The 24,303-nt window shown below is 55.8% G+C and carries 13 protein-coding genes and 8 pseudogenes; 8 read left to right on the forward strand and 13 right to left on the reverse strand.

Going from position 1 to position 24,303, the window contains the following annotated elements:
- Window positions 1-189 precede the first annotated feature (189 nt).
- The 6 genes and pseudogenes from AXG89_RS25120 to tnpC all read left to right on the forward strand — a co-directional run.
- Window positions 190-1,656, forward strand: a complete 1,467-nt coding sequence (locus AXG89_RS25120; RefSeq protein WP_062174104.1) for a UvrD-helicase domain-containing protein — start codon at window positions 190-192, stop codon at window positions 1,654-1,656.
- Window positions 1,653-2,876 (forward strand): chromate efflux transporter, encoded by a 1,224-nt coding sequence (chrA, locus tag AXG89_RS25125; RefSeq protein ID WP_062173598.1) that lies wholly within the window; start codon window positions 1,653-1,655, stop codon window positions 2,874-2,876. Before AXG89_RS25120 ends, chrA begins: the two co-directional genes overlap by 4 nt.
- Before the next feature lie 206 nt (window positions 2,877-3,082).
- Window positions 3,083-3,286 (forward strand): helix-turn-helix domain-containing protein, encoded by a 204-nt coding sequence (locus AXG89_RS44785; RefSeq protein WP_119024702.1) that lies wholly within the window; start codon window positions 3,083-3,085, stop codon window positions 3,284-3,286.
- Complete coding sequence (locus tag AXG89_RS25135) at window positions 3,283-3,480, forward strand: winged helix-turn-helix domain-containing protein (RefSeq protein WP_119024703.1); 198 nt, start codon at window positions 3,283-3,285, stop codon at window positions 3,478-3,480. Before AXG89_RS44785 ends, AXG89_RS25135 begins: the two co-directional genes overlap by 4 nt.
- A 121-nt stretch (window positions 3,481-3,601) precedes the next feature.
- Window positions 3,602-3,907: pseudogene (locus AXG89_RS25140) on the forward strand (IS110 family transposase); the annotation flags it as partial.
- A pseudogene (tnpC, locus tag AXG89_RS25145) lies at window positions 3,903-4,685 on the forward strand (IS66 family transposase); the annotation flags it as partial. The pseudogenes AXG89_RS25140 and tnpC, both read left to right, overlap by 5 nt.
- A 1,551-nt stretch (window positions 4,686-6,236) precedes the next feature.
- Here the strand turns inward: tnpC and AXG89_RS25160 are convergent.
- From AXG89_RS25160 to AXG89_RS25215, 11 genes and pseudogenes are all read right to left on the reverse strand, one after another.
- Window positions 6,237-7,166: a sensor domain-containing diguanylate cyclase gene (locus tag AXG89_RS25160; RefSeq protein WP_162916124.1), complete on the reverse strand. Its 930-nt coding sequence runs from the start codon at window positions 7,164-7,166 to the stop codon at window positions 6,237-6,239.
- A gap of 343 nt (window positions 7,167-7,509) precedes the next feature.
- On the reverse strand, window positions 7,510-7,899 hold the full coding sequence (locus AXG89_RS25165; protein ID WP_069638439.1) for a phosphonate transporter: 390 nt from the start codon (window positions 7,897-7,899) through the stop codon (window positions 7,510-7,512).
- A gap of 390 nt (window positions 7,900-8,289) precedes the next feature.
- Window positions 8,290-9,078, reverse strand: coding sequence for an EAL domain-containing protein (locus AXG89_RS25170; protein WP_062173606.1), 789 nt, complete (start codon window positions 9,076-9,078; stop codon window positions 8,290-8,292).
- Window positions 9,079-9,660: 582 nt separating this feature from the next.
- On the reverse strand, window positions 9,661-10,686 hold the full coding sequence (locus AXG89_RS25175) for an HD-GYP domain-containing protein (protein WP_082771612.1): 1,026 nt from the start codon (window positions 10,684-10,686) through the stop codon (window positions 9,661-9,663).
- Between the two features lie 127 nt (window positions 10,687-10,813).
- Window positions 10,814-11,318: pseudogene (locus AXG89_RS25180) on the reverse strand (chemotaxis protein CheW).
- A gap of 6 nt (window positions 11,319-11,324) precedes the next feature.
- Window positions 11,325-13,033: pseudogene (locus AXG89_RS44790) on the reverse strand (methyl-accepting chemotaxis protein).
- A gap of 430 nt (window positions 13,034-13,463) precedes the next feature.
- Window positions 13,464-14,093 (reverse strand): putative bifunctional diguanylate cyclase/phosphodiesterase, encoded by a 630-nt coding sequence (locus tag AXG89_RS25195; RefSeq protein WP_062173611.1) that lies wholly within the window; start codon window positions 14,091-14,093, stop codon window positions 13,464-13,466.
- 47 nt (window positions 14,094-14,140) lie between these two features.
- Window positions 14,141-15,346: a sensor domain-containing protein gene (locus AXG89_RS25200; protein WP_162916125.1), complete on the reverse strand. Its 1,206-nt coding sequence runs from the start codon at window positions 15,344-15,346 to the stop codon at window positions 14,141-14,143.
- Between the two features lie 655 nt (window positions 15,347-16,001).
- Window positions 16,002-17,204 (reverse strand): EAL and HDOD domain-containing protein, encoded by a 1,203-nt coding sequence (locus AXG89_RS25205; RefSeq protein WP_062173615.1) that lies wholly within the window; start codon window positions 17,202-17,204, stop codon window positions 16,002-16,004.
- Window positions 17,205-17,460: 256 nt separating this feature from the next.
- Window positions 17,461-18,017: pseudogene (locus tag AXG89_RS25210) on the reverse strand (chemotaxis protein CheW).
- 35 nt (window positions 18,018-18,052) lie between these two features.
- Window positions 18,053-19,774, reverse strand: a complete 1,722-nt coding sequence (locus tag AXG89_RS25215) for a methyl-accepting chemotaxis protein (protein WP_082771617.1) — start codon at window positions 19,772-19,774, stop codon at window positions 18,053-18,055.
- Window positions 19,775-20,703: 929 nt separating this feature from the next.
- On the opposite strand from AXG89_RS25215, the pseudogene AXG89_RS25220 reads away from it, so the two are divergent.
- Window positions 20,704-21,427, forward strand: a pseudogene (locus tag AXG89_RS25220) (transposase); the annotation flags it as partial.
- Between the two features lie 169 nt (window positions 21,428-21,596).
- Window positions 21,597-22,322, forward strand: a pseudogene (locus AXG89_RS25225) (hypothetical protein).
- A 164-nt stretch (window positions 22,323-22,486) separates the two neighbouring features.
- On the opposite strand, the pseudogene AXG89_RS25230 reads toward AXG89_RS25225, so the two are convergent.
- Both AXG89_RS25230 and AXG89_RS25235 read right to left on the reverse strand, forming a co-directional pair.
- Window positions 22,487-23,733 (reverse strand): annotated as a pseudogene (locus tag AXG89_RS25230) (sensor histidine kinase).
- A gap of 102 nt (window positions 23,734-23,835) precedes the next feature.
- Window positions 23,836-24,282, reverse strand: coding sequence for a response regulator (locus tag AXG89_RS25235; protein ID WP_062173623.1), 447 nt, complete (start codon window positions 24,280-24,282; stop codon window positions 23,836-23,838).
- Window positions 24,283-24,303 lie beyond the last annotated feature (21 nt).

Here is a 24,303-nt window from a genome sequence, read left to right on the forward strand (position 1 = left end):
CTGGCTGCGACGCTTCGCGTGAGTGTCCCCCACGGGAGCCGAGCCGCCGCTCGAGTGATCGCGTGGCGGCGATCGCGAATGGCGGCAATTGGCCGCACCGCCAACCGTCGCCAGCCGGCTTTTTCGTTCCCGCCACAGATTTTCCGGGGACTGAGGCAAACTAGCGTTCTTTCGGCCCAAATCAAATCTATGCCTGCTCAGTTCAGACCCACGCCAGAGCAACAGGCCATCGTAGATGCGACCGGCGGCGGCAACAACCTCAAGATCAAGGCGTACGCGGGTGCGGGAAAAACATCAACGCTCCGTCTGGTCGCGCATCGGCTCGCTCCACTGCGCGGTACCTACCTCGCGTTCAACAGGGAAATCGCTGAGCATGCGCGCCGGGGCTTTCCGGATAACGTCGTCGCGCGGACGGTCCACTCGCTCGCGTATGCCTCTACACCGCCTGCCTTAACTTCCCGGGTGAGCCTGCCCGCCGAGCCACCGCATGAGCTTGCGGCGCGGTACGGCCTGAGCTCCGTGGAGGTGCCATCTGTCACTGGCAAAGTTCTCGAGTTGACCCCCTTCGACCTGGGCCGCATGGTCGCCGACGGACTTGGACGCTTCTGTCGCTCTGCGAGTCCTGTACCTGAGCCGGGCCACATTCCCGTCGACGAGAAAATCGACACGGGCGCCGTGGACTGGCTCCGCGACGGGCTGCTCCCCTCCGTTTCTCGCATGTGGACCGAGAGCACTGTACAAAGCGGGCGCAGCGCGATCATGCCGGACGTGTACCTGAAGGTATGGTCACAGATGGATCCGCGCATTGACTCGGACTTCATACTGTTAGACGAGGCGCAGGATAGTGACGGCGTTATGCTTCAAATATTGGCGCGTCAAACTCACGCGCAGATCATTTATGTGGGCGACCCCTATCAGCAGATTTACGAGTGGCGCGGTGCACTCAACGCGATGTCCGAAATCAACGCCCCAGAGTTTGCACTGACCGAGTCGTTCCGGTTCGGCTCACTGTTCGCTGCGCTGGCCAGCAGGCTGCTCCAGCTGCTGGGCGAACCCACGCCATTACGCGGGCAACCCGGCATCGGCTCCATCATCTCTGACGACCCGGCCATTGCACCGCCTGTCGATGCCATCTTGTGCCGAAAGAACGTCTCCGCGATCTGGCATCTCGCGGCCGGAATCGAGGCAGGGCATCGACCCTCGATCCGCATGAGCCCCGCTGAGATCGTGGCGTACGCCGACGGCGCTGATGCGCTAATGGCCGGACGTCGCGCATTCCGACCCGCGGCCTTTTCGCTGTTCGAAGACTGGAAGGAGGCGCAATACTTTGCGCGCAGTGCCGCCGGCGTCGATCTCCTACCGGTCGTACGAATCGTGGATGAACTCGGGACCGACTACCTGCGCTCGCTCGCCAAGCGAATCACCGCAGAGGTTGAAGCGGACTACGTAATCTCGACCGTTCACCGGGCGAAAGGGCTTCAGTGGAAACGTGTGAAGGTCACAAACGATTTCCTATTCAAGATAGACAACGGTCGACTCGTTCTGGACGACGACGAATTACGCCTTTTGTACGTAGCCACCACCCGCGCCCAACACGTGCTTGATGTCTCCGCGCTTCGCGAAGAATTGATACGACTGTTGGGCTCCCGTCCGTGAAATCGCCGCGCTCCAGCCGATTACTCGATGTGTTCGATGTTCTGAAGGCTTTTATTAAACTAGGCCTGACGTCGTTCGGCGGCCCGATCGCTCATCTCGGGTATTTTCGTCGTGAGTTCGTCGAGCGGCGTCGCTGGCTCGATGACGAGTCCTACACCGACCTGGTGGCGCTGTGCCAATTTCTCCCAGGCCCCGCCAGCAGTCAGGTGGGATTTTCCATCGGCCTGATGCGGGCGGGCTGGCTCGGCGGTTTAGCTGCCTGGTGTGGTTTCACGTTGCCGTCCGTGCTTTTTCTCATCGGCTTTGCTGCAGTCGCCCCTGACCTCGGCAGTGCCGCTGGGCAAGGCCTAATTCACGGCCTGAAACTAGTGGCTGTCGCGGTGGTTGCGCAGGCAGTCTGGGATATGGCACGGCGCTTGTGCCCGGATCGCCAGCGGGCGGCCATCGCCCTTATCGTAATCGGTGTGCTTGCCGTTTTGACAACGGTATATGCCCAGTTGCTGGTTATCGCACTCGGAGCGCTGCTCGGCGTCGTCTTTTGTAGGGCGGAGCGCGCGCAAGGAGCCCATGAGCCGCACCCGGCCGTTGTCACATTGCGCGTCTCGCGCGTGATCGGGTGGGTTGCGCTGGCGTTTTTTTTCGTTCTTCTATTTGGACTTCCGGCCTTACTCACTCTGCATAACATGCGCAGCATTCAGATGTTCGACGCTTTCTATGGTTCTGGCGCGCTGGTGTTCGGCGGCGGCCATGTCGTCTTGCCCTTACTGCAACAGCGGACTGTCGCGACGGGATGGATTGCGTCTAGCGATTTTCTTGCCGGCTACGGCGCCGCTCAAGCTGCACCGGGGCCACTGTTCACCTTCGCAGCATTTCTCGGATGGATGATGTCCGAAGCACCGCATCGCTGGGCTGGCGCTGCGCTGGCCACGGTCGGTATTTTCCTGCCTGGCCTTATACTGGTGATCGCCGCACTACCTCACTGGCAAGCGCTGCGCTCGCGCCCTGCCACGGCGGCAATGCTGAGCGGCGTGAACGCGGCGGTCGTCGGCTTGCTGGCTACAGCTCTGTATACGCCGGTATGGACCAGTGCGGTTCTTTCAAGCGTTGACTTTGCGATCTCAGCAGTCTGTCTGCTACTGCTGACGCGTTGGAAGGTACCGCCGCTCGCCGTGGTCATCGTGTGTGTGTTCGCTGGAATCGCCGAGTTCGCCTTGCGCTGACCGGATACCCATTTGATGAAGCTGTCCGAGCACGTTTGCTTGTAAACAATTCGGCTTTGATGGTCGACGTACCCATGCTGGCCGGACCCGGTCTTTCAGCGATCTGCCGAACACGGCTCGCCACAACCCTTAGACCTGCCCGACACGAGACGTTACGTTCGGCGCAGGTTTAAGATAACCAGACCCAATCTTAGCTGTTAACCAGAATGCCGACGCATAAATCCAAGTTGCCCAGCGTTCAGATCCGCATGGCTGCCGGCCGAATGCTCTTACGCGGGGAGACAATCGCAACTGTCTGTGAGGAGGTCGGCATATCGATTAAAACAGCCAAGCGGTATCAGGAATTATTCGCGGCTGGCGGCCTCGCCGCGCTTGAGAACATGTCGGTCGGGGGCGACCCTCGGCGTTGAGTCCAGAAGCGTTCGATTGGATCGCGGCTGCGCTGCAAGGCGAACCACAAGCGTACGGCTTTCCCGGCGCCCGATGGACCTCCGGCACGCTCGGGCAATTGATCGAGCGCCAGTTTGGCGTGAAATATTCTCGCGTGTATGTCCGACAGATCGTCCTTAATCTTGGCCTCAGTCTGCGGCTCGGCCGCCGCTGAGAGAGTGAAGCCGAGGCGGAGTTGCGAGTTGAAAATCATCTAGCGGACCCCTGCCGCCGCCCTGATGGGCGACGGGGTTAAAGTGAGTTTGCCAAACCGCTTTAACCGGAAGGAGGCAATCATGAACTATAGCGGCATTGACCTGCATTCGAACAACAGCGTGGTGAGCGTGATCGACGAAATGGACCGTGTGGTCGCCGAAAAGCGGCTGCCGAACGACTTGGCAAAGATTCTGGCGTTCCTTGCCCCGTGGCAAGCCGAGTTGGCCGGCGTCGTAGTCGAATCCACATACAACTGGTACTGGCTTGTCGACGGCCTTCAGGCGGGCGGCTACGTGGTACATCTGGCCAACACCACAGCGATCAAAAAATACGAGGGGCTCAAGCACAGTGGTGACGAGACCGACGCGCGCTACCTGGCCCACCTGCCGCTTCTGTGTCTACGTGCGCGACGATCGTCGCTCGGGTTCGGCTGAGCCTGGTGCGATATGGTTCGACTTCTCCTCGGATCGCAAAGGCGTCCACCCTCAAACCCGGCTCGCCGCATTCCACGGCATCGTGCAGGCCAATGCTTACTCGGGATCCGATCAACTGTACTCGAGCGGCGAGATCCACGAAGCGGCATGCTGGGATCACGCGATGAGGTACATCTACGATGTTCACGCGCGCACGCCGACTGCGGATACTCAGCAGCTGCTCGAGATGATCGGCGAGCTCTACAGCATAGAAGCCGACATCCGCGGCAAGGAACCGGACGAGCGTCTGCGCGTGAGGCGGGAGAAGAGTAAGCCATTGCTCGTGAAGTTCGAAACGACGATCAGGGCAAAACTCACCACGCTGTCAATGAAGTCCGCGCTCGCCAAGGCAATCAACTACTCGCTGAACCACTGGGCAGCCCTCACGTTCTACTGTGAAGACGGTCGGGCCGAGATAAGCAATGTGCTTGCCGAAAACGCCTTGCGCTGTGTCGCGCTCGGACGCAAAAATTATCTGTTCGTCGGCTCCGACAGCGGGGGCGAGCGGGCCGCCGCGATGTATAGCTTGATCGGGTCGTGCAAGCTCAACGGAATCAACCCGCGTGCCTACCTGGAATACGTCCTGACCCACATCGCTGATCACAAGATCTCCCGCATCGACGAATTGCTGCCTTGGAATGTGGCTGACAAACTGAAACCCCTCACCCCGCACACACTCTCAACCGGGTAGATCTGGATAGATTTGGATGGATCGTGCCCACGATCGCCGATCGTGGACACGATCTACCTTGATCTACACGGACTCCGACACGCCATCACCATCATGCCTCACTCGCGCGCGCGTGAGGACACGGCCCAGCCGAGCCGCTTACCGTTGAAGTTGGATGTATTGGTGCCAAATGACCATCCGTTTCGCGTTCGATTCACACGTGGCTCACTAACGCCGCCTTTTCTTTTGCTGCGGATCTTACCGGACAGGCTCACGCATCGGTGCGAAGTGGCCGGGTTTTTTAAGATCGGTGGTAGGAGCAATGTTCACTCTCCCCCGGATCGCGAACACATCATTCGGAGGAACCGGCAGGTGCAAACCCGCCGTTAGAAGGCGATTTCAATGGTAACGTCAGAACCGCGCGATGTCGCAGTACCGGAAGCGTCGTGGACCACCGCAAACGGGCGGCCGTAAATTATCCTGCTCCAGCTCTGGTGAAGACAAGTCACACTCACCTCGAAGTCGTGTGCCCGCACGCTACAGGATTCGGCGATTGTCAGCGAAACTGCCATCTGACTTACCATCGTCGTGGCCATGACTGAAGGACACGCGACCGTAACGGCGACACCGGCGTACGCTGCGTACAGACGGACATAACGGCCCGGCCAGCTCTTCTCAATGATTATTGCGGACACAACGCTCCTTTATGGTACAAGCGAACACCGCAGACGAAGCTCAATTTGCAATCTCGTCCAGCGCTACCGTGTTCCTACCATCTTCACTTACATTTACGGCAAACCGAAAAGCCAAAAGGCTGAGCCTAGCGACCAAGCCTCACGTCTCGACCAATCCCGTTTTCTGATGGCACCGCCGTTTGACCGGCAGAGTCAGCCGAAAAGTGATGCAGCGCCCGACTTCACTTTCAAACACTTAAGGTTCCATCATACTTTTGTACGATGCCGTTCGACATGACAATCCGAGCCCTGATCCTTTACCTACCGCCTTTGTCGTGTAAAACGGGTCGAAGATACGTGACAGATTTTCATTCGGTACGCCACAACCCGTATAGCTACTTAAGAAGCTCGGCCGCGAAAGGCGCTTTCTGATCACCGACAAGCTCAAGAGCCACTCTGCGGGCAATCGGGACTTAGGCCTGAACGTTGAGCACCGGCAGCACAAGGGATTGAACAACCGGGCGGAAACCGCGCACAAGCCAGAGCATGTACGCGAGATAGTGGTGCGCTGTTTTGAATCAGCTCGACACCTGCAACGATTTACGTCAGTCCACGATCGGGTGGAAAACTTGTTCATTTCTGTCGTTACAACACCAACCAGCAAGAAAAGCGATCAGCACGAGCGCAGGCTTTTGGGTAATGGGGGACATGATCGAACATTCGCTGCTAAGCCGTCTTTTCAAATACCTTAGTATTCCCTAGGTTGTACAAATCTGTTCGTTCTAGCTTAATATCGTGACAGTGCCCTCGTGATACATCAACACCCACCGTAATTGAGTCGCGATCTCGCGGTCCACCGCTTCGTGCAAGTTGAAACGATGTGTACGAATCACACAGGTTATCCTTCGACGCGGTTTCTACCGGTTTCCTTGGCCGTGTATAGAGCCTTGTCTGCAACTGCTAGCACGTCTTGTACGGACGCGATTTCGTTTGTCAAAGACGCACAACCAAGGCTCACAGTAACCGCGAGTTGACCCGCCTCGGTTTCGATGCGAAGCGCTTCGATGGTCGCGCGGATTCTCTCCGCTATCAGCATCGCGCCGTCCGCGGCGGTCGCAGGAAGCATCACGCAAAACTCCTCTCCACCCAAACGCGCAATAACATCGATCGATCGCAGCGATCGCCTGGCCTCGAGGACTATTTGGGTTAGGACCTTGTCGCCTGCCTGATGGCCTGCTGTGTCGTTTACTCTCTTGAAGTGATCCGCATCGATCATCACAAACGAGAGCGGTTTGCCCGAGCGCTTCGACCTTTCGACTTCCTTATCGGCGAGCTTAAAAAAATGCGCGCGATTCATAGCTCCGGTGAGATAGTCAGTTGTCAGCAGGCGGGTGAGCTCGTCGCTTGTTATCTTTCGTTCCGATACATCGCGAAGGACGACCGAATAGCCGGCAAATTCGCCATCATCTTGTCGGAGTATGGCAACTAGAATTTGCGCAGCATAACGGCGGCCGTTCTTTTTTTGACACCAGCACTCTTGAACGTGCCATCCCTCTTCGCGTGTAAGAGCAATGTGCTCTGGGCAGCGATAATCATCCACGTCATCAGGGGCATAGAATTGATCGAGCGTCTGGCCCATCACGTCCACTTCGGCGTATCCGGTAAGCTGCTCGATCGATGTGTTCCAACTATCAACCCGACCAGATGCATCAAGGGTCAAGAACGCAAATTCATTTACACTGGTATAAATTCCAGCGAGCCAGGATTCATTCTGTCTTGCCCATCGTTCGGCTTCGACTTGCCGCGAAATATCGGTCAACGTCGTCATCAAGGTACGGTCATTGACCTTAAGGATGTTGCATGACAGAACCGTTGAGCGCTCCCGAGCGGGCGTCAGTACAATGCGGTGCCCTTCGCACACGGAGCCGCGCTCGGCTTTGAAGCTCGACACCAGATTACGCAACTCGGGCGCGACGTTACTGAGGCTTTCAAAACGTTCGTGACACCTCCAGACCCGGCGAGCGGCATAAGTAATTGGACTGATAAAGGATTGAGCATGTCTACTTCGCCGGACAATGTGCTGCGAATAATGCCAATTGGCGACAAATACATGAAGGAGAGCAGCGCTTCATGTTCAGCTTCGAGAGATTCGTCTACGATCTTGCATGGTGTCACGTTGCCGCCCTGCGTTCGATCAACAAAAATTGTGTCTCTGCTCGGGAAGACTTCATCAGTCTCAACCGCACCGGCGTGGGTTTCATGCGTAAAGTAAGGATATAAGGCACGATCTCGTCAAGCTCCGACTCGTCCAGGAATCGTTGAGCGATCATAAAATTATTCATGCATATGGCCACTTCGTCGAACACATGTTTGCCGATTACGTGAGCAGCCCTAAGACCCGAACCAATCGATTCGACAGCGTTGTAACGACAAACAAGGTAATCCGAACCAAAACCAATCACCCCAAAACTAAAGTTGTCGGACTCCCGCTCACCTGCGAGCACTAGGTCTGCGAACGAAACCGTATCGAACTGGTCGCTAACTGCGTTTTCCATGGTCATTTACCGTATCCTGTTCCAACGCGAAACAACGTTTCATTTAGCTCTTACGGCAGCCGGAGTCTAAAAATTTAGCGCTGCAAACAGCGGCCCGAATGTAGCCCTCCCTGTTGCTGACGTACTGAGATGTCAACAAACTCTCCCCCGGCGGCCGACTACCCCAGCATAAGCCATTAGAAATAAAGCTGTCGAAAAAATGAGCCCGCGGCTGTATTAAGATGGTCGTTTATCGGCGAATTAAGCCCTATTAAAGGAATGACGCTTGATTTTTACGTTGTCACGAATCGATTCTTCTCTGCCCAACTCGGCTTTATGAACACCTCGCCAAAGACACGCCTCGGCATCAAGCGAACGATGATCTCAGATGCAGAGCCACTTCATAGATACCGTACCTTACGTTTGAAATGATTCGCCGCTGAGTACGGGGATAGACTTGAATGCGGGTTTGGCGAAGAAATATCCCTGCATTAGGGTTACCCCGTGTGCCGCGAAAAAGTCGCGCTCTTCCCGGGTTTCAATGCCTTCCGCGATCACCCTCACCCCCAAATCACGACAGATTGCCAAGACGCCCCGCACGATGTGCTGCCGAATCGAATCGGAATCGATGCCTCGAACCAACTCCATATCAAGCTTGATCAAGTCGGGTTGAAAATCTACCAGAAGCGTGAGCCCTGAATATCCCGCGCCGAAGTCATCAATGGCTGTCTGAAATCCAAACCGCTTATAAGCCTTAAAGATGTTCACAAGATGCGGCCGACTAATCACGTTTTCACCCTCAACTGTCTCAAAGATAATTCGATCAATCGGGAACCCATATTTTTCGGCCGCCTCGAACGTGCTTCTGATGCAGGCTTCAGGACGATAGACAGCGTTCGGCATGAAATTGATCGATAGGAACGACTCCATGTTAAGGTCCACCGCCTGCGCAATGGCTGTCGTACGACACAATTGGTCGAATTGGTAGCGATTACTTTCGTCAATCTGCGACAACACTGAATGGGCAGATTCGCCATTTGGACCACGGACCAATGCTTCACACGCGAAGTTCGCTGCCGACGCGGTGTCGACGATAGGTTGAAACGCAAACGCAAGAGATATCGGCGCGACAACGTCCGACTTGCATCCTGAACAGCCCGACTTTTCATTCGCAATGGCTGCAAAATAGGTCTGGCCAGAAGACATAGACATGGTGAACCCTTAATGAGGAAAGACTGATCGGCAACCCACCGTAATAGAGACGCCAGGTAACACATTTAACGACAGAACAGCACCAAGCTTTAGACTTTAAGCGGTCCTAATCCCATTGGTTTCCGCTCTAAGCTCCGAACCGGCGGCATCGATCGGACTGTTGTCACGCCAAGACAGCATTGACGGCAAAGCAACCTGCTCTTAGCAAGCGGCGAGCCGAAAATATCCAGCAGGTTTTTTGGTCCGGTTCACTCGCGTCCATATACAGCAACTCGATCGACAAAGCGGAGCGCGCTTACCGTGTGGGTCGTACTCTTTTGCGACGACGTCGCTAAACAAGTGTGTGCCTGTGCGCTGGCCAACAAGTTTGTGCGAACTACATGGACCTGGCGATCACGAAGGATCCGTCACAACCTTTTCACAATACAAAATGGTTCAGCCACGGATCGGTCAGATGAGGGAAATTCCACGCCTTCGGGTCTTCTGCTCGGACAATCCGGTCCAAACCCTGCGCTTTCTCCAGGTTTGAAACTTGAGGGATAACAGACTGGTTAGATTTGATGGAAAAGAACTTCTTCACAACGGGAGCTGAGATCGCGCCCCGGTTTTGATCCAACACGACAGCGAGATGCCCGGAATCGAGGCGCACCAACGTGCCCACGGGATAGATGCCAATACATTTTGACGAAAGCGGTAAAAACCGTTATATCGAAATGTGCTTCTCAGGATGCCATGCTTTGCAGTGCTTCTGCTGGTTGCCATGTGGGCGAGCAATGGAATGTCATCGCCCCTGAGCTTATGCGGATAACCACTGCCATCGAACTTTTCATGGTGGTGCAAAGCCACTTGCAGCACACTGGCGCTCACATTCGCGCACTGCAATAACCTCCGGCCGTCTTCCGGGTGCGTCTTAGCGATCTCAAGCTCTTCAGCGGTCACCTTTCCAGCCTTGTTGAGCACGTTGAGTCTCATCAGCGACTTGCCAATGTCGTGCATCAGGCCGGCTGCCCCCGCCTCGCGGATAGTTTGCTCATCAAGTTCAAGCTTGCATGCCAAGCCGTCATCAACGCGCAGACTGCGACCGAATGCATATAAGTATAGGTCATGCTGCTTGAGCTGCGCGACGCTTGTGAGCGCATGCGGATTGCGAATGACCGAAGCGCTGATCGCTTCAACCAAGGGCATTATCACCGTAGTCAACACCGCCTTGCCCATGCGAGTCTGTCGAAAGACCAACTTCATTTGGGCGCTAGCCGAGACGAACAGACGCTTTGCATGTTCGATTTCACCCGCGACCGACTTCCAAGGCGCAAGCGCTCGAGTAATACCAAGTGCAGCAGCAGGAGCCGACTCACCCGGTTGTTCCGTGCCTAAATCTGGTCCGGGGGACAAACGACCAGTGACGCTTGTCAGCGTATCGTCATCCAACCCTTTGTCCGTATCGATCACGACCGACTTGATGCCGCTCGCGACGATTTTTCTGATGTCGTCATCGCGCAGCAGGAAGCATCGTTTCCAGAACGGGTGACCAAGCCAGCTACCATCCAGCGCTTGCATAAACATTCCGGCGCGCAGAGACGACACAGAGATTTTTTTGAGCATGGAGGCGCGCTTGCGGCCGTTGATGCAGCGTTGTTAAGCCGGGATTGACTGCGTCGTCTGTATCCCTTCGGCTGTCGCGAAGATGTTTGGGGACGCTTCGTCCCCAAACGAATTCAGACCTATAGGTTCAATGCAATTCCATCGCGGGCAAGCCAACCTCCGCGGAGGATATCAAGTTCGATATCGACGAGAATGAGCATCCTTTCATGACCGTCGCCGGGTGCCGAACCTATACTCGTGATGAAGCCAACTTTGGCTGCGGCGCTGAGTTCTGGAACGGGGCGGATCTGGGCTCGATCCAGCGCCAGTACGTCGCTGACCGAATCCAACAACAACGCTAACGACACGCTACCAGCATTCACAACAATGACGACGGTAAGTTCGTCATATCTCACTCACTTGAGATTAAATTTGATCCACAGATCCTGGATCGGGGTAATAACGCCTCGTAGATTGATCACCCATTTAATGAAAGCAGGGGCGTTTGCGATGCTGGTCGGGGGGGCATACGAGCGAATCTTCTGAACGCGCAGGATCTTGATACCGTACTCCCCGGCCCCTACTAGGTTAAAAATCAGAAACTCTCCGCCCGCGCGCGGCGAAAACAGGACTTCGCACATGCACCAATTCATTCGGTGTTAGAAAGCTTGCCAATTTGCGTCGGCTTTGCCAACCAATGGCTGTGCCAGGATCTTCTTTCCCGAAGTGAGGCCGTTTTTCGATGACTTAGGACGGCGAACCTGTATGCTTTCATTCGCCATCTCCAGTACTGGCTCTCCGAGCGATTGATGCAGCCTGAAGGTGGAAACCAACTCTTTTAGCGTCGAGGACTGCGCAGCCATCGATTGAGCCGCCGCAGACGCTTCTTCCACGAGTGCGGCGTTTTGCTGAGTGACTTCGTCCATTTGCATCACGGCCTGGTTGACTTGTTCAATACCTGTGTGTTGTTCGCTTGATGCCGCAGTAATCTCACCCATGAGGTCCGTCACGCGCTTGACCGAGACGACGACTTCATTGATTGTGGTGGCCGCTTCATCGACAAGAGCTGACCCAAATTTGACGCGTTCGACCGACTGCCCAATAAGGTCTTTAATTTCTTTTGCAGCCGAAGCGCTTCGTTGTGCGAGCGTACGAACTTCACCTGCTACGACAGCAAAGCCCCGGCCTTGTTCTCCGGCTCTTGCGGCTTCGACTGCTGCGTTTAACGCAAGAATATTCGTTTGGAAGGCAATGCCCTCAATGACTGCGATGATCTCGGCGACCTTCTCGGAACTGGTCGTAATTTCGCGCATCGTGTGAACCACTCGACCTACAACCTCTCCGCCGCGCGTGGCGACATCCGAAGCGCTCAGTGCAAGCCGGTTTCCCTGGGCGGCATTTTCGGCGTTTTGCTTAACGGTAGCCGTCAGCTCTTCCATGCTCGCCGCAGTTTCCTCAAGCGAGGCAGCTTGTTCTTCGGTACGCTGGCTGAGATCGATGTTGCCTGCTGCAATCTCGGCCGACCCGGTCGCAACGCTTTCGCTACTGCTTCGCACCCGGCCCACAACCTCTGCGAGGCCGTCATTCATCTCACGAAGCGCGACAAGCAATTGACTCGTTTCGTCTTTTCCAGTGGCGGTAATTTGGGTCGTTAAATCACCTTTTGCAATGGCCTGTGCAATCAGTACTGCCTGTCGAATAGGCGAAACAATAGACCGTGTGATAAGAAAGGCGATAGTTGTGCCGAGCAGCAATGCACTGACGCAGATACCCAACAGCAGATTTCTCCTGACTGTTGTAGTCATCCGTTGATTCTTCAATTTTTTGTGCTGTCCGAGTACGTGCGTAATCTTGATAATCCTCCGTGGCTTTCACCAGCGCCACAAGAAGGGGGCGGCACTCATTGTTCATTTTGATGATTGCTTCGTCATGCTTGTGGTCAAGGGCAAGTCTCACGATGTCTCGCGCCACGGGACCAATATGCGCTTTTAACATGATCAATCGCTGCGGCGAGAGTCCGCACTTTTTAGGGAACATCGGGATTTGTTGCGACCAGTTCGTCGAATTTTTGCAAGCGAGATTTCACGTCCTCGTCGGCCTTCATAACCGCAGCCTTTTCTACTTCTAGGTCTGCGTCCCCGGTCACGAGTACCAGATTGCGAGCCGCTATAGTTCGGCGATCAATGGCTGTTCGAACGCTTTCAGCCATTTTAACCCGAGCTTCAAAGCCATTGACATAGCTTGAAAATCGGTCATCAGCGCTGCTTAACGATTTCAACGAGATCCCGGAGACAATCATGACCAGCAGCGTCAGGATACCGAATGCCCACGCAAGTTTCGCGCGAACCGTAAAGTTGTGGAGAGTCATTTGTATTTGTTTCCGTTGTCACAACGTTTGGTGACTCGTGGTTGGGATTCAACACTGCTCGATTTAGCCGAGAGTCGCTACGCTTGCGCACTAAGTTGTTTAACGGCCAGATAAAACGTTACTTAAATAAATTTTATAAATTAACTTTGTACAAATAGCGACCTATAGGGGCGATTGGAATTCGGCCTTATTAGCACGGCGTGTGTGATCTCAAATTTGGAAGAAAATGCACTTCAATTGCGCGAAAACCGTCATATTCGTATCCGAATTATAATTACTGGATAAAAATTAAACAGCGCAATAGAACGCTACCTTAATTGCTCCGTTCGTTGATCTGGATCAATTATCGTTAATCCGCAGTCAGTTCCCGACCACCGTTTTTTATGAAGTTTCATTCAGCAACGGGTAGGAACCGGGGTGCAGCCATGTATTAACACGTCCCAATCCAAGTTTGCTTTTGCAGGAGAGCCCCGAACGTATCGGCGTCGACTGGTCGCGAAAACCAGTAGCCCTGCAGCTCGTCGCAGCCGTAGCGCAGCAGTTGGTCGCGCTGCTCGGCGGTCTCGACTCCCTCAGCGACGACCAATAAATCCAGTTTGTGGGCCATCGCGACAATTGCCTCGACGATAACGTGGCTGCTCGATTGTGAGCCGAGCGCGCAAACGAACGCACGGTCTAGCTTGATGCGACGCACAGGGAATTGGCACAGGTACGCCAGGTTGGAGTAGCCGGTGCCGAAGTCGTCGATCGCAATGCTGATGCCAAGCGCTTTGAAGCTAGCGAGGATGCGAATGCTCTCTTCCGGGTTCTTCATCGACAGACTCTCCGTGATCTCCAGTTCCAGCTGCTCGGCGGCGATCCCGTGCTCGGCGAGCACCTGCGCAACGACCGATTCCAGCGCGGGATTATGGAACTGGCGCGCCGATACGTTGATAGCCATGCGCAGAGCCGGCAATCCGCTGCGCTGCCACGCAGCCGCCTGGGCGCAAGCCGTGCGCAGCACCCATTCGCCGATCTGCTCGATCCGCCCCAACTCTTCTGCAATCGGGATGAATTCCATCGGAGGCACCAATCCGCGCGTGGGATGCTGCCAGCGCACCAACGCCTCTACGCCTCTACGCCGACAATGCGCCCACTGGCGATCTCGATCTGCGGCTGGTAGTGCAACAGGAACTCGCCGCGGTGTAGTGCCTGCTTTAACTGAGTTTCGACATCCAGTCGCTCGCCGGCGTGCGAGGTCAGCTCAGGCGTGTAGCGCCGCACTCGGTTTCCACCGTCTTCTTTGGCGCCGTACATCGCGGCGTCGGCACGCTTAAGCAAGGTCGTCGCATCCTCCCCGTCCTGCGGATAGACGCTGTAGCCCAGACTGCATGTGACGGACACCTCGTGGTCAGCGACTCGCACCGGCTTGGCGACAACTCGTGAGAGACGGATGGTCAAGTCTGCGAGCGCGTTGGCAGACATGGGAGTGCGCAGCAACAGGACAAATTCGTCGCCACCAAGGCGAGCGAACGTGTCGCCTGAGCGCACCAAGCGGCGGATCCGCCGCGTCACGACCCGTAGCAGTTCGTCGCCGGCAGCGTGGCCGAGGCTATCGTTGACGAGCTTGAACCGGTCGAGATCGAGGAACAGCAGCGTGAGCGAGTGATCGCAGCGCTGCGCGAGCGTGATCGCCTGTTCAATCCGGTCCATTAACAGCGCCCGGTTTGGCAGACCGGTGAGCGTATCGTGCATCGCTTGGCGGCGCAGCTCCTGTTCGAAGCGTTGCCGCTCTTTTATTTCGAGATCCAGCCGTGCAACGGTGGCCTGCAGGCGGATTGCCGCCTCCGCCGCCTGCGCGTGAGCAGCTTGCAGCGCCACTTCGGCGGCCTTTTGCGTAGTGACCTCGTAGTTGATGCCCACAAGCCCGACGATCCGGCCGGCGTCGTCGCGCACTGCTACCTTGGTCGTAATCAGCCAGGCTTCTTCGTCGAGCAAGAGGTATCTGGCGTGCTCTTCGGAGTTAAGGAGCGGGCGCCCGTGTCTTAAAACTTCTTGTTCCTGTTGGTAGTAGACGCTCGCCAGTCCGAGCGGATAGAAATCGAAATCCGTCTTTCCAAGCAACTCGTCGGGGTTCGACACGCCCATGCCCCGTGCCACTGCCCCGTTGGCGAAGGTGAACCGGCCCTCCAAATCCTTCGCATAGATGCGATGCGGTACGTTCTCGGCAAGCGCACGCAGCAGGGTGTGTTCGAAGGCGTTGGAAGGCGCGCCCGTCGTATCGACAACCGCTGGTTTGGCACTGCGAAAATGCAGAGTAGGCGCAGTCATCATGGTTCCGCGCGCGCACCGAAATCGACAATCGACCATGGCACCAGGTCGATCGCGCGTCGGGACGACGAGTAAGCAATATGAAAAATCATTCTTTGAGGCCCCAAAGCCGGGTTAGCGAAATGCGCACGTCAGAAGAGCGCCCGTAATGCCTTTAACGGCATATTGCAAATTCTCTCCATGGGAAGAATCCCGATGGCATGTACTCATCTTGGCGACGTGATCCGGCACGCAGCGATTCACGACCATGGCTGAAACCGGTTTCCCGTTCCATTGCACGTCCCCAGAATCTAGGGATCGCGGAACTGCGCCCGCCGCTGTACGTTAAGAGCCGCGTCCCTCAGCGTCTCGGTCGCACCCGAGTACAGTATCAAGGCATCGGCGCGCTGGCGGAACAGCGTGGCGCCAGCGCCTGGCCTTGCTCCAGTCAAGCTCGCAGGTATGCATCGCAGTACTTCTCGTCTCGGTTACAGTCATCCTTTTGATTGCCTACTTTAAGTCCAATCCATGTGACGGCACACACTTATAAATTCGCGGTGTTCGGCAACGCCAATGTCCGCGAAACCGACCAGCACCTCGATATCGACGAGGATCATATTTGCCCTGACCCGACGATCACGGTCGAGCCAATCCGGTGGATGAGACTCGTGTCCAGCAGTCACGACATCAGCACAGGAAGCTTCGCCGCAAACGCAGCACCAAGCGCGTGGCTTTGCTCTAGCGCAGTGTCGTAACGCCCCGCCTCAAGGTGCTCAGCAATCGAAAGCAAGTTCCCCAATTTTCCGTGATGATCGATGATCGCCGTCTGAATCGTCGCGCCCACAGGCAAGTCCGTGACGAAGGCCTTTACATCGACACCCTGCGAAACGTGCGCTAACGAAAGCATGCCCGACAGATAGGCCGCTTGCCGAAAGCGGTCATCTGCAGGCGTCAATTCCTGGGCCGCCAATTCCATGAAGCCCGCTCGCCGCTCAACGAGTCGCACGAGCGGATCGATCTCCGAGGATAGGCTAGTTGCGCTTCCGTACAAGAGGAGACAGCACCACCGCATCAACTGCCGGCTGCCGACGACGGAAAGTGCCTGCCTGATCGAGGTGATGGGTGTCCCGCGCGCCTGAGGCCGAGTGCTGCTATTGGCCAAGCGAAGTAACTGGACAACGAGCGTTGGCGCATTTTTCAGCGCTTGCTCCAAGTCAGCGTCACTCGCTTCGTCCGTCAGCAACTGAAGCACACGAAGTACCGATCCGAAAGATAAATGGGATCTTTTCACAGCCAACAATTGCGGCTTGGCAAAATAAAAACCCTGAAACAGATCGCACCCGGCGCGCATGGCAGCTTCGTGTTCGGTGCGTTGCTCCACCTTTTCTGCGAGCACCAGTTTCCCGGCGCGCTTGAGCTGAACGACCATGGCCGCGACCTCGCCCATTGCAATGTACGGCCAGTCGAGCTTGACGATGTCAACGTGGGTCAGGAACTCGCTCAAAGCTGGCGTGATCTCGCGGACGTCGTCTAGAGCGATGCGGAAGCCGACCTGACGCAGCGCATCGCATCGCGCGCCTAATTCGGGCGTCAGTTCCGTATCCTCCAACACTTCCAGGACAAACCGGGAAGCGGGCAGCAGGTTGATCAGGTCAGAAAACAGGAACTCGTCGGTACAATTCAGAAAGCCTTCCACGTCGCCGAGCACCGACTCGATTCCAACGACCCCTAAGACGCGTTTCACCACCATCGTGGTGCATGCGAAGCCGTCGTGAATACCCGCCACGCCGCTCCGGCAATCGCGAAAGAGAAGCTCCTGCGCGACGACCGCACCGCGCCGATCCAATATCGGCTGACGGGCCACAAACACATCATTTTCCATATCCGTTCCACGCAGTACACATCGCATATCGCCAGTGCCACGGGCGAACACCCTTCACGCTGACAAGTCCGGGAACCTTAAGCGCACTATGTGACGCGGCGGCTTAAACTCGGAGCCTGGCGTCTTCTCGGTAGAAAGCTGGGCCATCAGGCTGTGATGGGAACGTCAACCGGCAAGACGGCCCTACGCGTTCCTCTGGGCTGTCGCGAAGATGCTTGGGGACGCTTCGTCCCCAAGCCAGTCCAAACCTATACGCTCAATGCAATTCCATCTCGGGCAAGCCAACATCTGCCGAAGAAATCAAGTTGTCGATATCGACGAGAATAAGCATCCGTTCATGACCGACGCCAGGCGCCGAACCGATACCCGTGATGAAGCCAACATCGGCTGCGGCGCTGAGTTCCGGAACGGGGCTAATCTGCCCGCTATCCAAAGCGAGTACGTCGCTGACTGAATCCACCACGACGCCGACGACACGCTTGCCGACATTCACCACAATGACGACGGTAAGCTCATCGTATTTCACCGACTTGAGATTAAATTTGATCCTCAGATCCAGGATCGGGGTGATAACGCCCCGTAGATTGATCACCCCTTTGATAAAAGCAGGGGCGTTTGCGATGCTGGTCGGGGGTCATACGAGCGAATCTCCTGAACGTGCAGGATCTCGATGCCGTACTCCTCGGCCCCCAGATTAAAAATCAGGAACTCGCCAGCCGTGTGGGACGCAGCCACCTGGGGCTGTTCCCCCGCTTGCGCGGAGGACACTGCCGACGCCGTTGCGGCGCTGACGCTCTCTTGAATCGCTTCCATGATCGGGTCCTCCGTGTATGCATTGTTAGCCAGGTTCAAAACGTTTCCCACGCGGCCGTCTCAGGCGCGGCTTGCCTAGTAGGGGCGAGGCTAGCAGGTGCGGTGGGCCGCTTGGTCGCGATCGAGCTGCGCTTGAGGCTCGACGGGCTTGGACGCTTGGCAAGCGTGGTGCGTACCGGTGCGCTCAAGGCGTGCCCGTGCGACGCCGCTCCATCAAGACGAAAGAAGGAAATCGATTCGTTTAATTGCCGACCCTGATCTTCCAGGGATTGCGAAGCGGCCGCTGCTTCTTCCACGAGCGCCGCGTTTTGTTGCGTCACTTCGTCCATCTGCGTAATGGCCTGATTGACCTGCTCGATCCCGCGACTTTGTTCCCCGGAGGCCGCTGCGATCTCTTGCATGATGTCGGTTACGCGCGCGACTGCTTGAGTCACTTCGGCCATCGTTTTGCCGGCGTCCTCGGCCAGCACCGAGCCATCCCGGACCTTTTGTCCCGACGTCGCAATCAAGTCCTTGATGTCCTTGGCGGCACTCGATGAGCGTTGTGCCAGATTACGCACTTCGCTGGCTACGACAGCGAACCCCCGTCCCTGTTCACCGGCGCGTGCTGCTTCAACTGCCGCGTTCAACGCCAAAATGTTGGTTTGGAACGCGATCCCTTCAATAATCCCAGTTATATCCCCAATCTTGGTTGAGCTTTGATTGATGTCTGCCATCGTAGCGACTACCTGGCTGACGACCGCATTGCCTTTCTGAGCCACGCTTGATGCAGTAGCTGCCAGCCCGCTGGCCTGTTGCGCGCTTTCGGAATTCTGCTTCACAGCCGAAGTGAGTTCTTCCATGCTGGCTGCCGTTTCTTCCAGTGCCGCCGCTTGTTCTTCGGTGCGCGAAGACAGATCCACGTTGCCTGCCGCGATCTGGCTCGACCCGCTTGCAATGCTCTCGGCAGCGCTGCGAACCTGACCGATCAGCTTGACCAGACTTCCTTGCATCTCGCCCATGGACGCCAGCACACTGCCCGCAGGTGCTTGATGCGCGCCCGGCACAGGACTCAAGTCGCCGCTGGCAACGCGCTGCGTGACCTCTCTCAACACATCGGGCTCGGCCCCCAACGCACGCATCAACGTGCGTAGCAGCAGAACGCCCAAGCCTGCGCTCAGGACCACCGCAATCACAATGAACGAAACCATCAGCCAGAAAGCGTTTGAGCTGGCTGCATCGTTCGCTTCGCGCAGATCATGGCTGAGTTTTTCGTTGTAATCGTTATGACTATCGAAGGCCGTCTTGAGGGCATTGGATGCATTGCTCAGCACGCCACCATTCGCAATCATCGACTTGGCATCATCCGTGTCGCCCGCCCGCATATTGTCGAAGAAGCTTGTCCGTAATAGCAGGTAGGTCGCGAACGCTGCCTTGTCTGCCTGCAGGAGTTTCCGGTCAGTGTCATCAGAGATGTCGTCCCGTTCGTAGGTCGCAAGGTGCTGATCGACACTCTTATCCATCTTGGCAAATTCCTGCTCCGTCGAGGCACGGGTGGTCTTATCAGCACTCACCAAGTATATGTAAGCCAGTCGGCGCAGGCTACTGACGTTATCCTTCGCAGCATTGATCTCTTTGACGCTCGGGATAATATTCACCTGAACATATTCGAAACGCTGCTGCGCCTGACTGAGCCGCCAAAGACCGAAGCCCCCCACTACAATCAAAGCGAAAAGCGCGACGCCCAGCGTGAAGATGAGCCGTTTCCTGATAGTCATAAACGTTCCGAAGTTAAAAATATTTAGATGATCCAAAATCTGGACGGGTCTAGTAGTTAATGTCTTACTTTGATCTTGATCAAAGAATCGTCGTAAAATGCCAGATGCAATTAATTTTTTTTAATTTGTCCTCACAGTACTGGCCCTTTAATTCCAGGCAAAATTTCATCTCAACTTGATTTGATATCAGCGCGCAGGCATACAGCCGTTTTTTCAATCGGACCCCAATATTATTGCCTTAGGTATCTCGTTGTTAACGACCATAAAAGGGATTGCAGCAGGTATACCAAGGGTTTTCATTTTCAATGGCTGAGGTTTTCAGAATTTGACGAATGTGAGAGGGTTCGACGTAATCTGCCATTTAGCACACTAAGCCCACAATAGCTGCGCACAAACCCCATCACGACCGTCTAGCCGTCCATTAGCGTTAGGTTATGAGGGTGCATTCTGAACTGGGGTGCCCGCCGGTGATAAAGAGCACCCCAATGGGCGCGGACTGGTCTGAATGCATCTCCAATTTACAGCTTTAGTGGCGCGGTGCTTCTGTGAGGCAACCTATTCTTTCTCGCTACACCGTTTTTCAGTTAATTTTCCGATTCGCTTATTTTCCAACCGTTCATCAAAAAAAAGCGCATCGTATAAGAAGAATATCAATCGAAACCTTCTGCGCCAAGGTTTTAGCCATTGGCCGTCGTGGCCGGGCTTTTTTTAAAGGTCTTGCCCCACGCCCGTGTGCCGGGGCAAAAAAATACTGGAATACCGCGTCAACGATTCTCGTGCGCTTGCTTCGTCAAACCATAAGTAGTCAGCCTTGCAGAAAGTACGTGAGGCTCCGCTGGGTTAGGCAATGCAGTTAGTTGGTTAGTAACACAACTCCCAGAAAGAATATCGATCTGATTAACATCCTGGGAGTTTCGGAGCGGTCGCCGATGAGCACGCCTGATTTTTTTCGTAGTCGCCTGGACTCGATGATTGATCTTCGTCACCCGCTCGCTGTGTTGGCGACGAGGATGTCGTGGGCGTCGATCGAAGCGACGCTCGCGCCGATTTTAGAGCGGCGTTCACGCGACGGGCCGGGTGAGCGAAGCGGTGGATTTGTTTGGAGTGAACTCGCTGGAGCTTGCCGGCGGCGTCAGTGCCGCAGGACGTCCCCGTTTGTCCACGCGGCTGATGGTGGGTCTGCTGTATCTGAAACATGCATACAACGAAAGTGTCGACTCGGTGTGCGAGCGCTGGGCACAGGACGTGTACTTCCAGTTCTTCTGTGGCGAAGAGTACTTTCAGCCGCGTCTGCCGTGCGATCCAACCAATTTAGTGCGCTTTCGTCAGGCCTTGGGCGAGGCCGGTGTCGAGGAATTGCTAGCGACGACTATCGCGGCCGCTGTGCAGATGAAGGCGGTGACGCCTGCCGAATTCGAACGCGTGATTGTTGATACAACGGTGCAGGAGAAAGCCATTGCTTACCCGAGCGACAGCCGCCTGCTCGAGGTGGCGCGTGCCAAGCTTGTGCAACTGGCGCAACGAGCCGGACTCACACTCAAACAGACTTATGCACGCGAAGGCCCGCAACTGCGTTGTCGTGCGGGCGGCTATGCGCACGCAAAACAATTCAAGCGCTTACGCGGCGTGCTCAAGCGCCAGCGAAAAATAGTGGCTGCTCGCTCTCTAGCATCGACCAGCGGAAATCATCCTATGACTCAGGGCCATCAGCATTGCTCCCGACCACAATAAGGCTCATCTGTCGAAGGGGCAAAAGGCATTCAACACGCTGATCAAGCAGATCGAAAAGCGGCGTGCCCGGCTGAGTGCCTGGGAGGCTGCAATGCCTGCCTTCCATCGGAAATACCTTAGCGAGTTCGCGCCCCTTGAGCAAACTTCCATCGACTTGCGTACCAAGCTCGTTTATCGCCTGGACCAAACATACGATATGAAGGGGCTGACCAAATCCGAGCGGCGCACGATTGCCGACCTGATCAGCGACTTGGCGGGGGAGTTGGTCGCCGAGAGCGATGATCCGGAGCTTAAGACGATTTACAACCGTTACAGCGAATCTGACTTTGACAGTGAAGCTGCCGCCAAGTTTGATGATAGAACGCCGCGCGAAACGAAAAAAGGACCCCTAAACAACTCGCTGCAGAGGCACGAGAACAAGCGGAGCAGGCAGAGCTCAGCTTATCGATTCGCGAGGTCTACCGAAAACTAGCCAGCGCTCTTCATCCTGATCGACCAAAGCGCCATCAACAACATCGGCGAAGACCGGTTGAAACACTACAACAAGATACTAAAGGAACAGGTCGGTGAACTCGACCACGAAATCCTGCATGTCGAGAACGGATTCAAGCACAGCTACGGAATTCCACCCTTCATCGACGTGTCGCCCGGCACCATCATGCGCAATCTTGCCTCTGATATCTTCTCGCTGCAGGAGAGCCTCCACGCCCTTGAACATGACCTGCTCGTATTCGAAGACATCAAGCAACTGAAGGAATGGCTAAAGATTGTGAAGCGGTCATTGGCCGCGCCGCGTGACGACGATATGCCGTTTTAGCGGACCGCTGATCCTCACGCTTCCTTCGTAGTGTGGAGAAAACACCGCTTACGTTGATTTTCTGGTCCTGCTGCATTCAAGCGGTGTCTTTGACCGGTCGTGATCGACCCATTAGCCGGATCGGGCCCACAGGGCCTCAACGCCCGCTTCCGGTTCAATTGCTGTCAGTCATACCGATCTTTAGTCGGCGGCACACTCACCGGTTCTTCCAGGATCAGAGGAAAGCGGATTTCGATTGTGGTCCCTACGCCTTCGCGAGAAACAAAGTCGATCTGCCCGCCTAATATTCTACAAAGCTCCTTGACGATCGCGAGACCAAGACCGGCGCCAGGGACATCTTGGCCTGCGGCCCGTTCGAACTCGTCGAACACTCGGTCTGAGTCCTCAGGCGCGATACCCACGCCAGTATCCGACACGTGGATCGACCAAAGCATCAAGCCCGCCATGGCGAAGCCGAGATTGATTTCCCCCGACTTCGTGTATTTCGTCGCATTGGACAAGAGGTTGAGGGCAATCTGCTTCAGCTTGAGGCGATTGGAGGTGACAGAGGACAGCGCAGGGTCGAAACTCGTGCGCCAAGTCAGCCCTTTCGCCTCGATGGCCGGCTGCGCGGAAGTGACGAGTTCATCATAGAGTTCTCGCAATTCGACGTGTTCGAGCGTGAGCGGAGCGGCGTCGCCAAGCACGACCGAGTATTCGACCATCTGACCAACGAGCTCTTTCATGTCGGCGGCCTGCCGGGTGGCCATCGTCAGCGCCACGTCGGCTTTTGAGGGCGCACGACTGACCAGCTGCAGCGCGATCGAAAACGCATTCAGGAAATTGCGGAGATCGTGGACCACGCTGCGCGTGATCTGCATGCGCGATTCGTAGAGATCGCTGACCAGCCGTAGCTTAAGCGTCAGCTCGTGATTGGCGCGCTCCAGTTGGCCTGTGTACTCGTCGATCTTGCGGTCGCGTTCGCTGACCACTTCTCTGATCGGCGTGAGCGTTACCTTGCTGAGTGTTTCGGCGACAAGGCGCCGCGCCCGACCTTCATGGCGGCGAGTGAACGTGCTGTCCTGGTCGGCAAATTCTTCCAGTGCGTCCGCGAGCGCTCGATGAAATAAATCGAGTTCGCGCACGAGCTCCTCGATCCGATAGCCTTGGCGCCACCGGACCAACCCGTGGCTTCGCGCGTCTCGCTCGATCGCGGGCTCGACACTTTCGAGATCTTCGACGTCGAGTGCGGCGCACAACCCGTCGAGAATTTCCGGCAAGTGATCGGCGAGCTGCTCGTAGTGAGCTTGTCAGCACCGACGAGGTCGACATCGCCGAAAACGGTCTTCATCCACTGCTCGGTCAGTCGAACCCGATGCTCGCGAATGAAGTCGGAAAACTTGCGCAGCGGGTGAATAGGCGTATCAATCATTGGAAGCCGCAGGACAAGACTTGTGTAAAAGCAGAGTCCGAGCTTACGGACACGTCAAGCGGACAGCAATAGTTACCGTGCCGAAAAAAGGTATTTCTAACATTACCTACCTCGGGGTTGGCGTCCAAAAGAATTGATTAGTGCCACTAGCACCAGCGGCGACTGTCCTTTTTGACAGTAGCCATCGAACGACGTGTGGAATAGGTTCCGGAGAACCTCAGCCTCATCGAGTGCGGTGAAAGCTATGATCACGATGCTGCCCGTTCGCAGATCACGCCTTAGCGCATGCGTTGCCTCTAGCCCATTCAGCTCGGGCATAGAAATATCCATCACAATCACATCTGGCAGCCAAGCCGTTGCCATTTCAATGGCTTGAGCGCCAGTTGACGCAATTTTGCACTCCATAGGGTCAAGCAATAGGTAGGCAGTAAGTGCTTCCGCCCCATTTAAGTTGTCGTCAACCACTAATATGCGCAGAGGTTCGGTGTAGGCTGCGATGCGCCGGTCGGTCCAGGCTCGCGCGAGCGAGTTTTTGAGATAGGGTTGCATTGAACTTTCGAGGCTGAAAGG

It is taken from the genome of Burkholderia sp. PAMC 26561, assembly GCF_001557535.2.
GTDB lineage: Bacteria > Pseudomonadota > Gammaproteobacteria > Burkholderiales > Burkholderiaceae > Caballeronia.

Coding starts and splice junctions, on each gene's coding strand:
- AXG89_RS25120 (WP_062174104.1), top strand. CDS start 190: ATGCCTGCTCAGTTCAGACCCACGCCAGAGCAACAGGCCATCGTAGAT.
- AXG89_RS44785 (WP_119024702.1), top strand. CDS start 3,083: ATGCCGACGCATAAATCCAAGTTGCCCAGCGTTCAGATCCGCATGGCT.
- AXG89_RS25160 (WP_162916124.1), bottom strand. CDS start 7,166: ATGACGACGTTGACCGATATTTCGCGGCAAGTCGAAGCCGAACGATGG.
- AXG89_RS25165 (WP_069638439.1), bottom strand. CDS start 7,899: ATGACCATGGAAAACGCAGTTAGCGACCAGTTCGATACGGTTTCGTTC.
- AXG89_RS25170 (WP_062173606.1), bottom strand. CDS start 9,078: ATGTCTTCTGGCCAGACCTATTTTGCAGCCATTGCGAATGAAAAGTCG.
- AXG89_RS25175 (WP_082771612.1), bottom strand. CDS start 10,686: ATGCTCAAAAAAATCTCTGTGTCGTCTCTGCGCGCCGGAATGTTTATG.
- AXG89_RS25195 (WP_062173611.1), bottom strand. CDS start 14,093: ATGGAATTCATCCCGATTGCAGAAGAGTTGGGGCGGATCGAGCAGATC.
- AXG89_RS25200 (WP_162916125.1), bottom strand. CDS start 15,346: ATGATGACTGCGCCTACTCTGCATTTTCGCAGTGCCAAACCAGCGGTT.
- AXG89_RS25205 (WP_062173615.1), bottom strand. CDS start 17,204: ATGGAAAATGATGTGTTTGTGGCCCGTCAGCCGATATTGGATCGGCGC.
- AXG89_RS25215 (WP_082771617.1), bottom strand. CDS start 19,774: ATGACTATCAGGAAACGGCTCATCTTCACGCTGGGCGTCGCGCTTTTC.
- AXG89_RS25235 (WP_062173623.1), bottom strand. CDS start 24,282: ATGCAACCCTATCTCAAAAACTCGCTCGCGCGAGCCTGGACCGACCGG.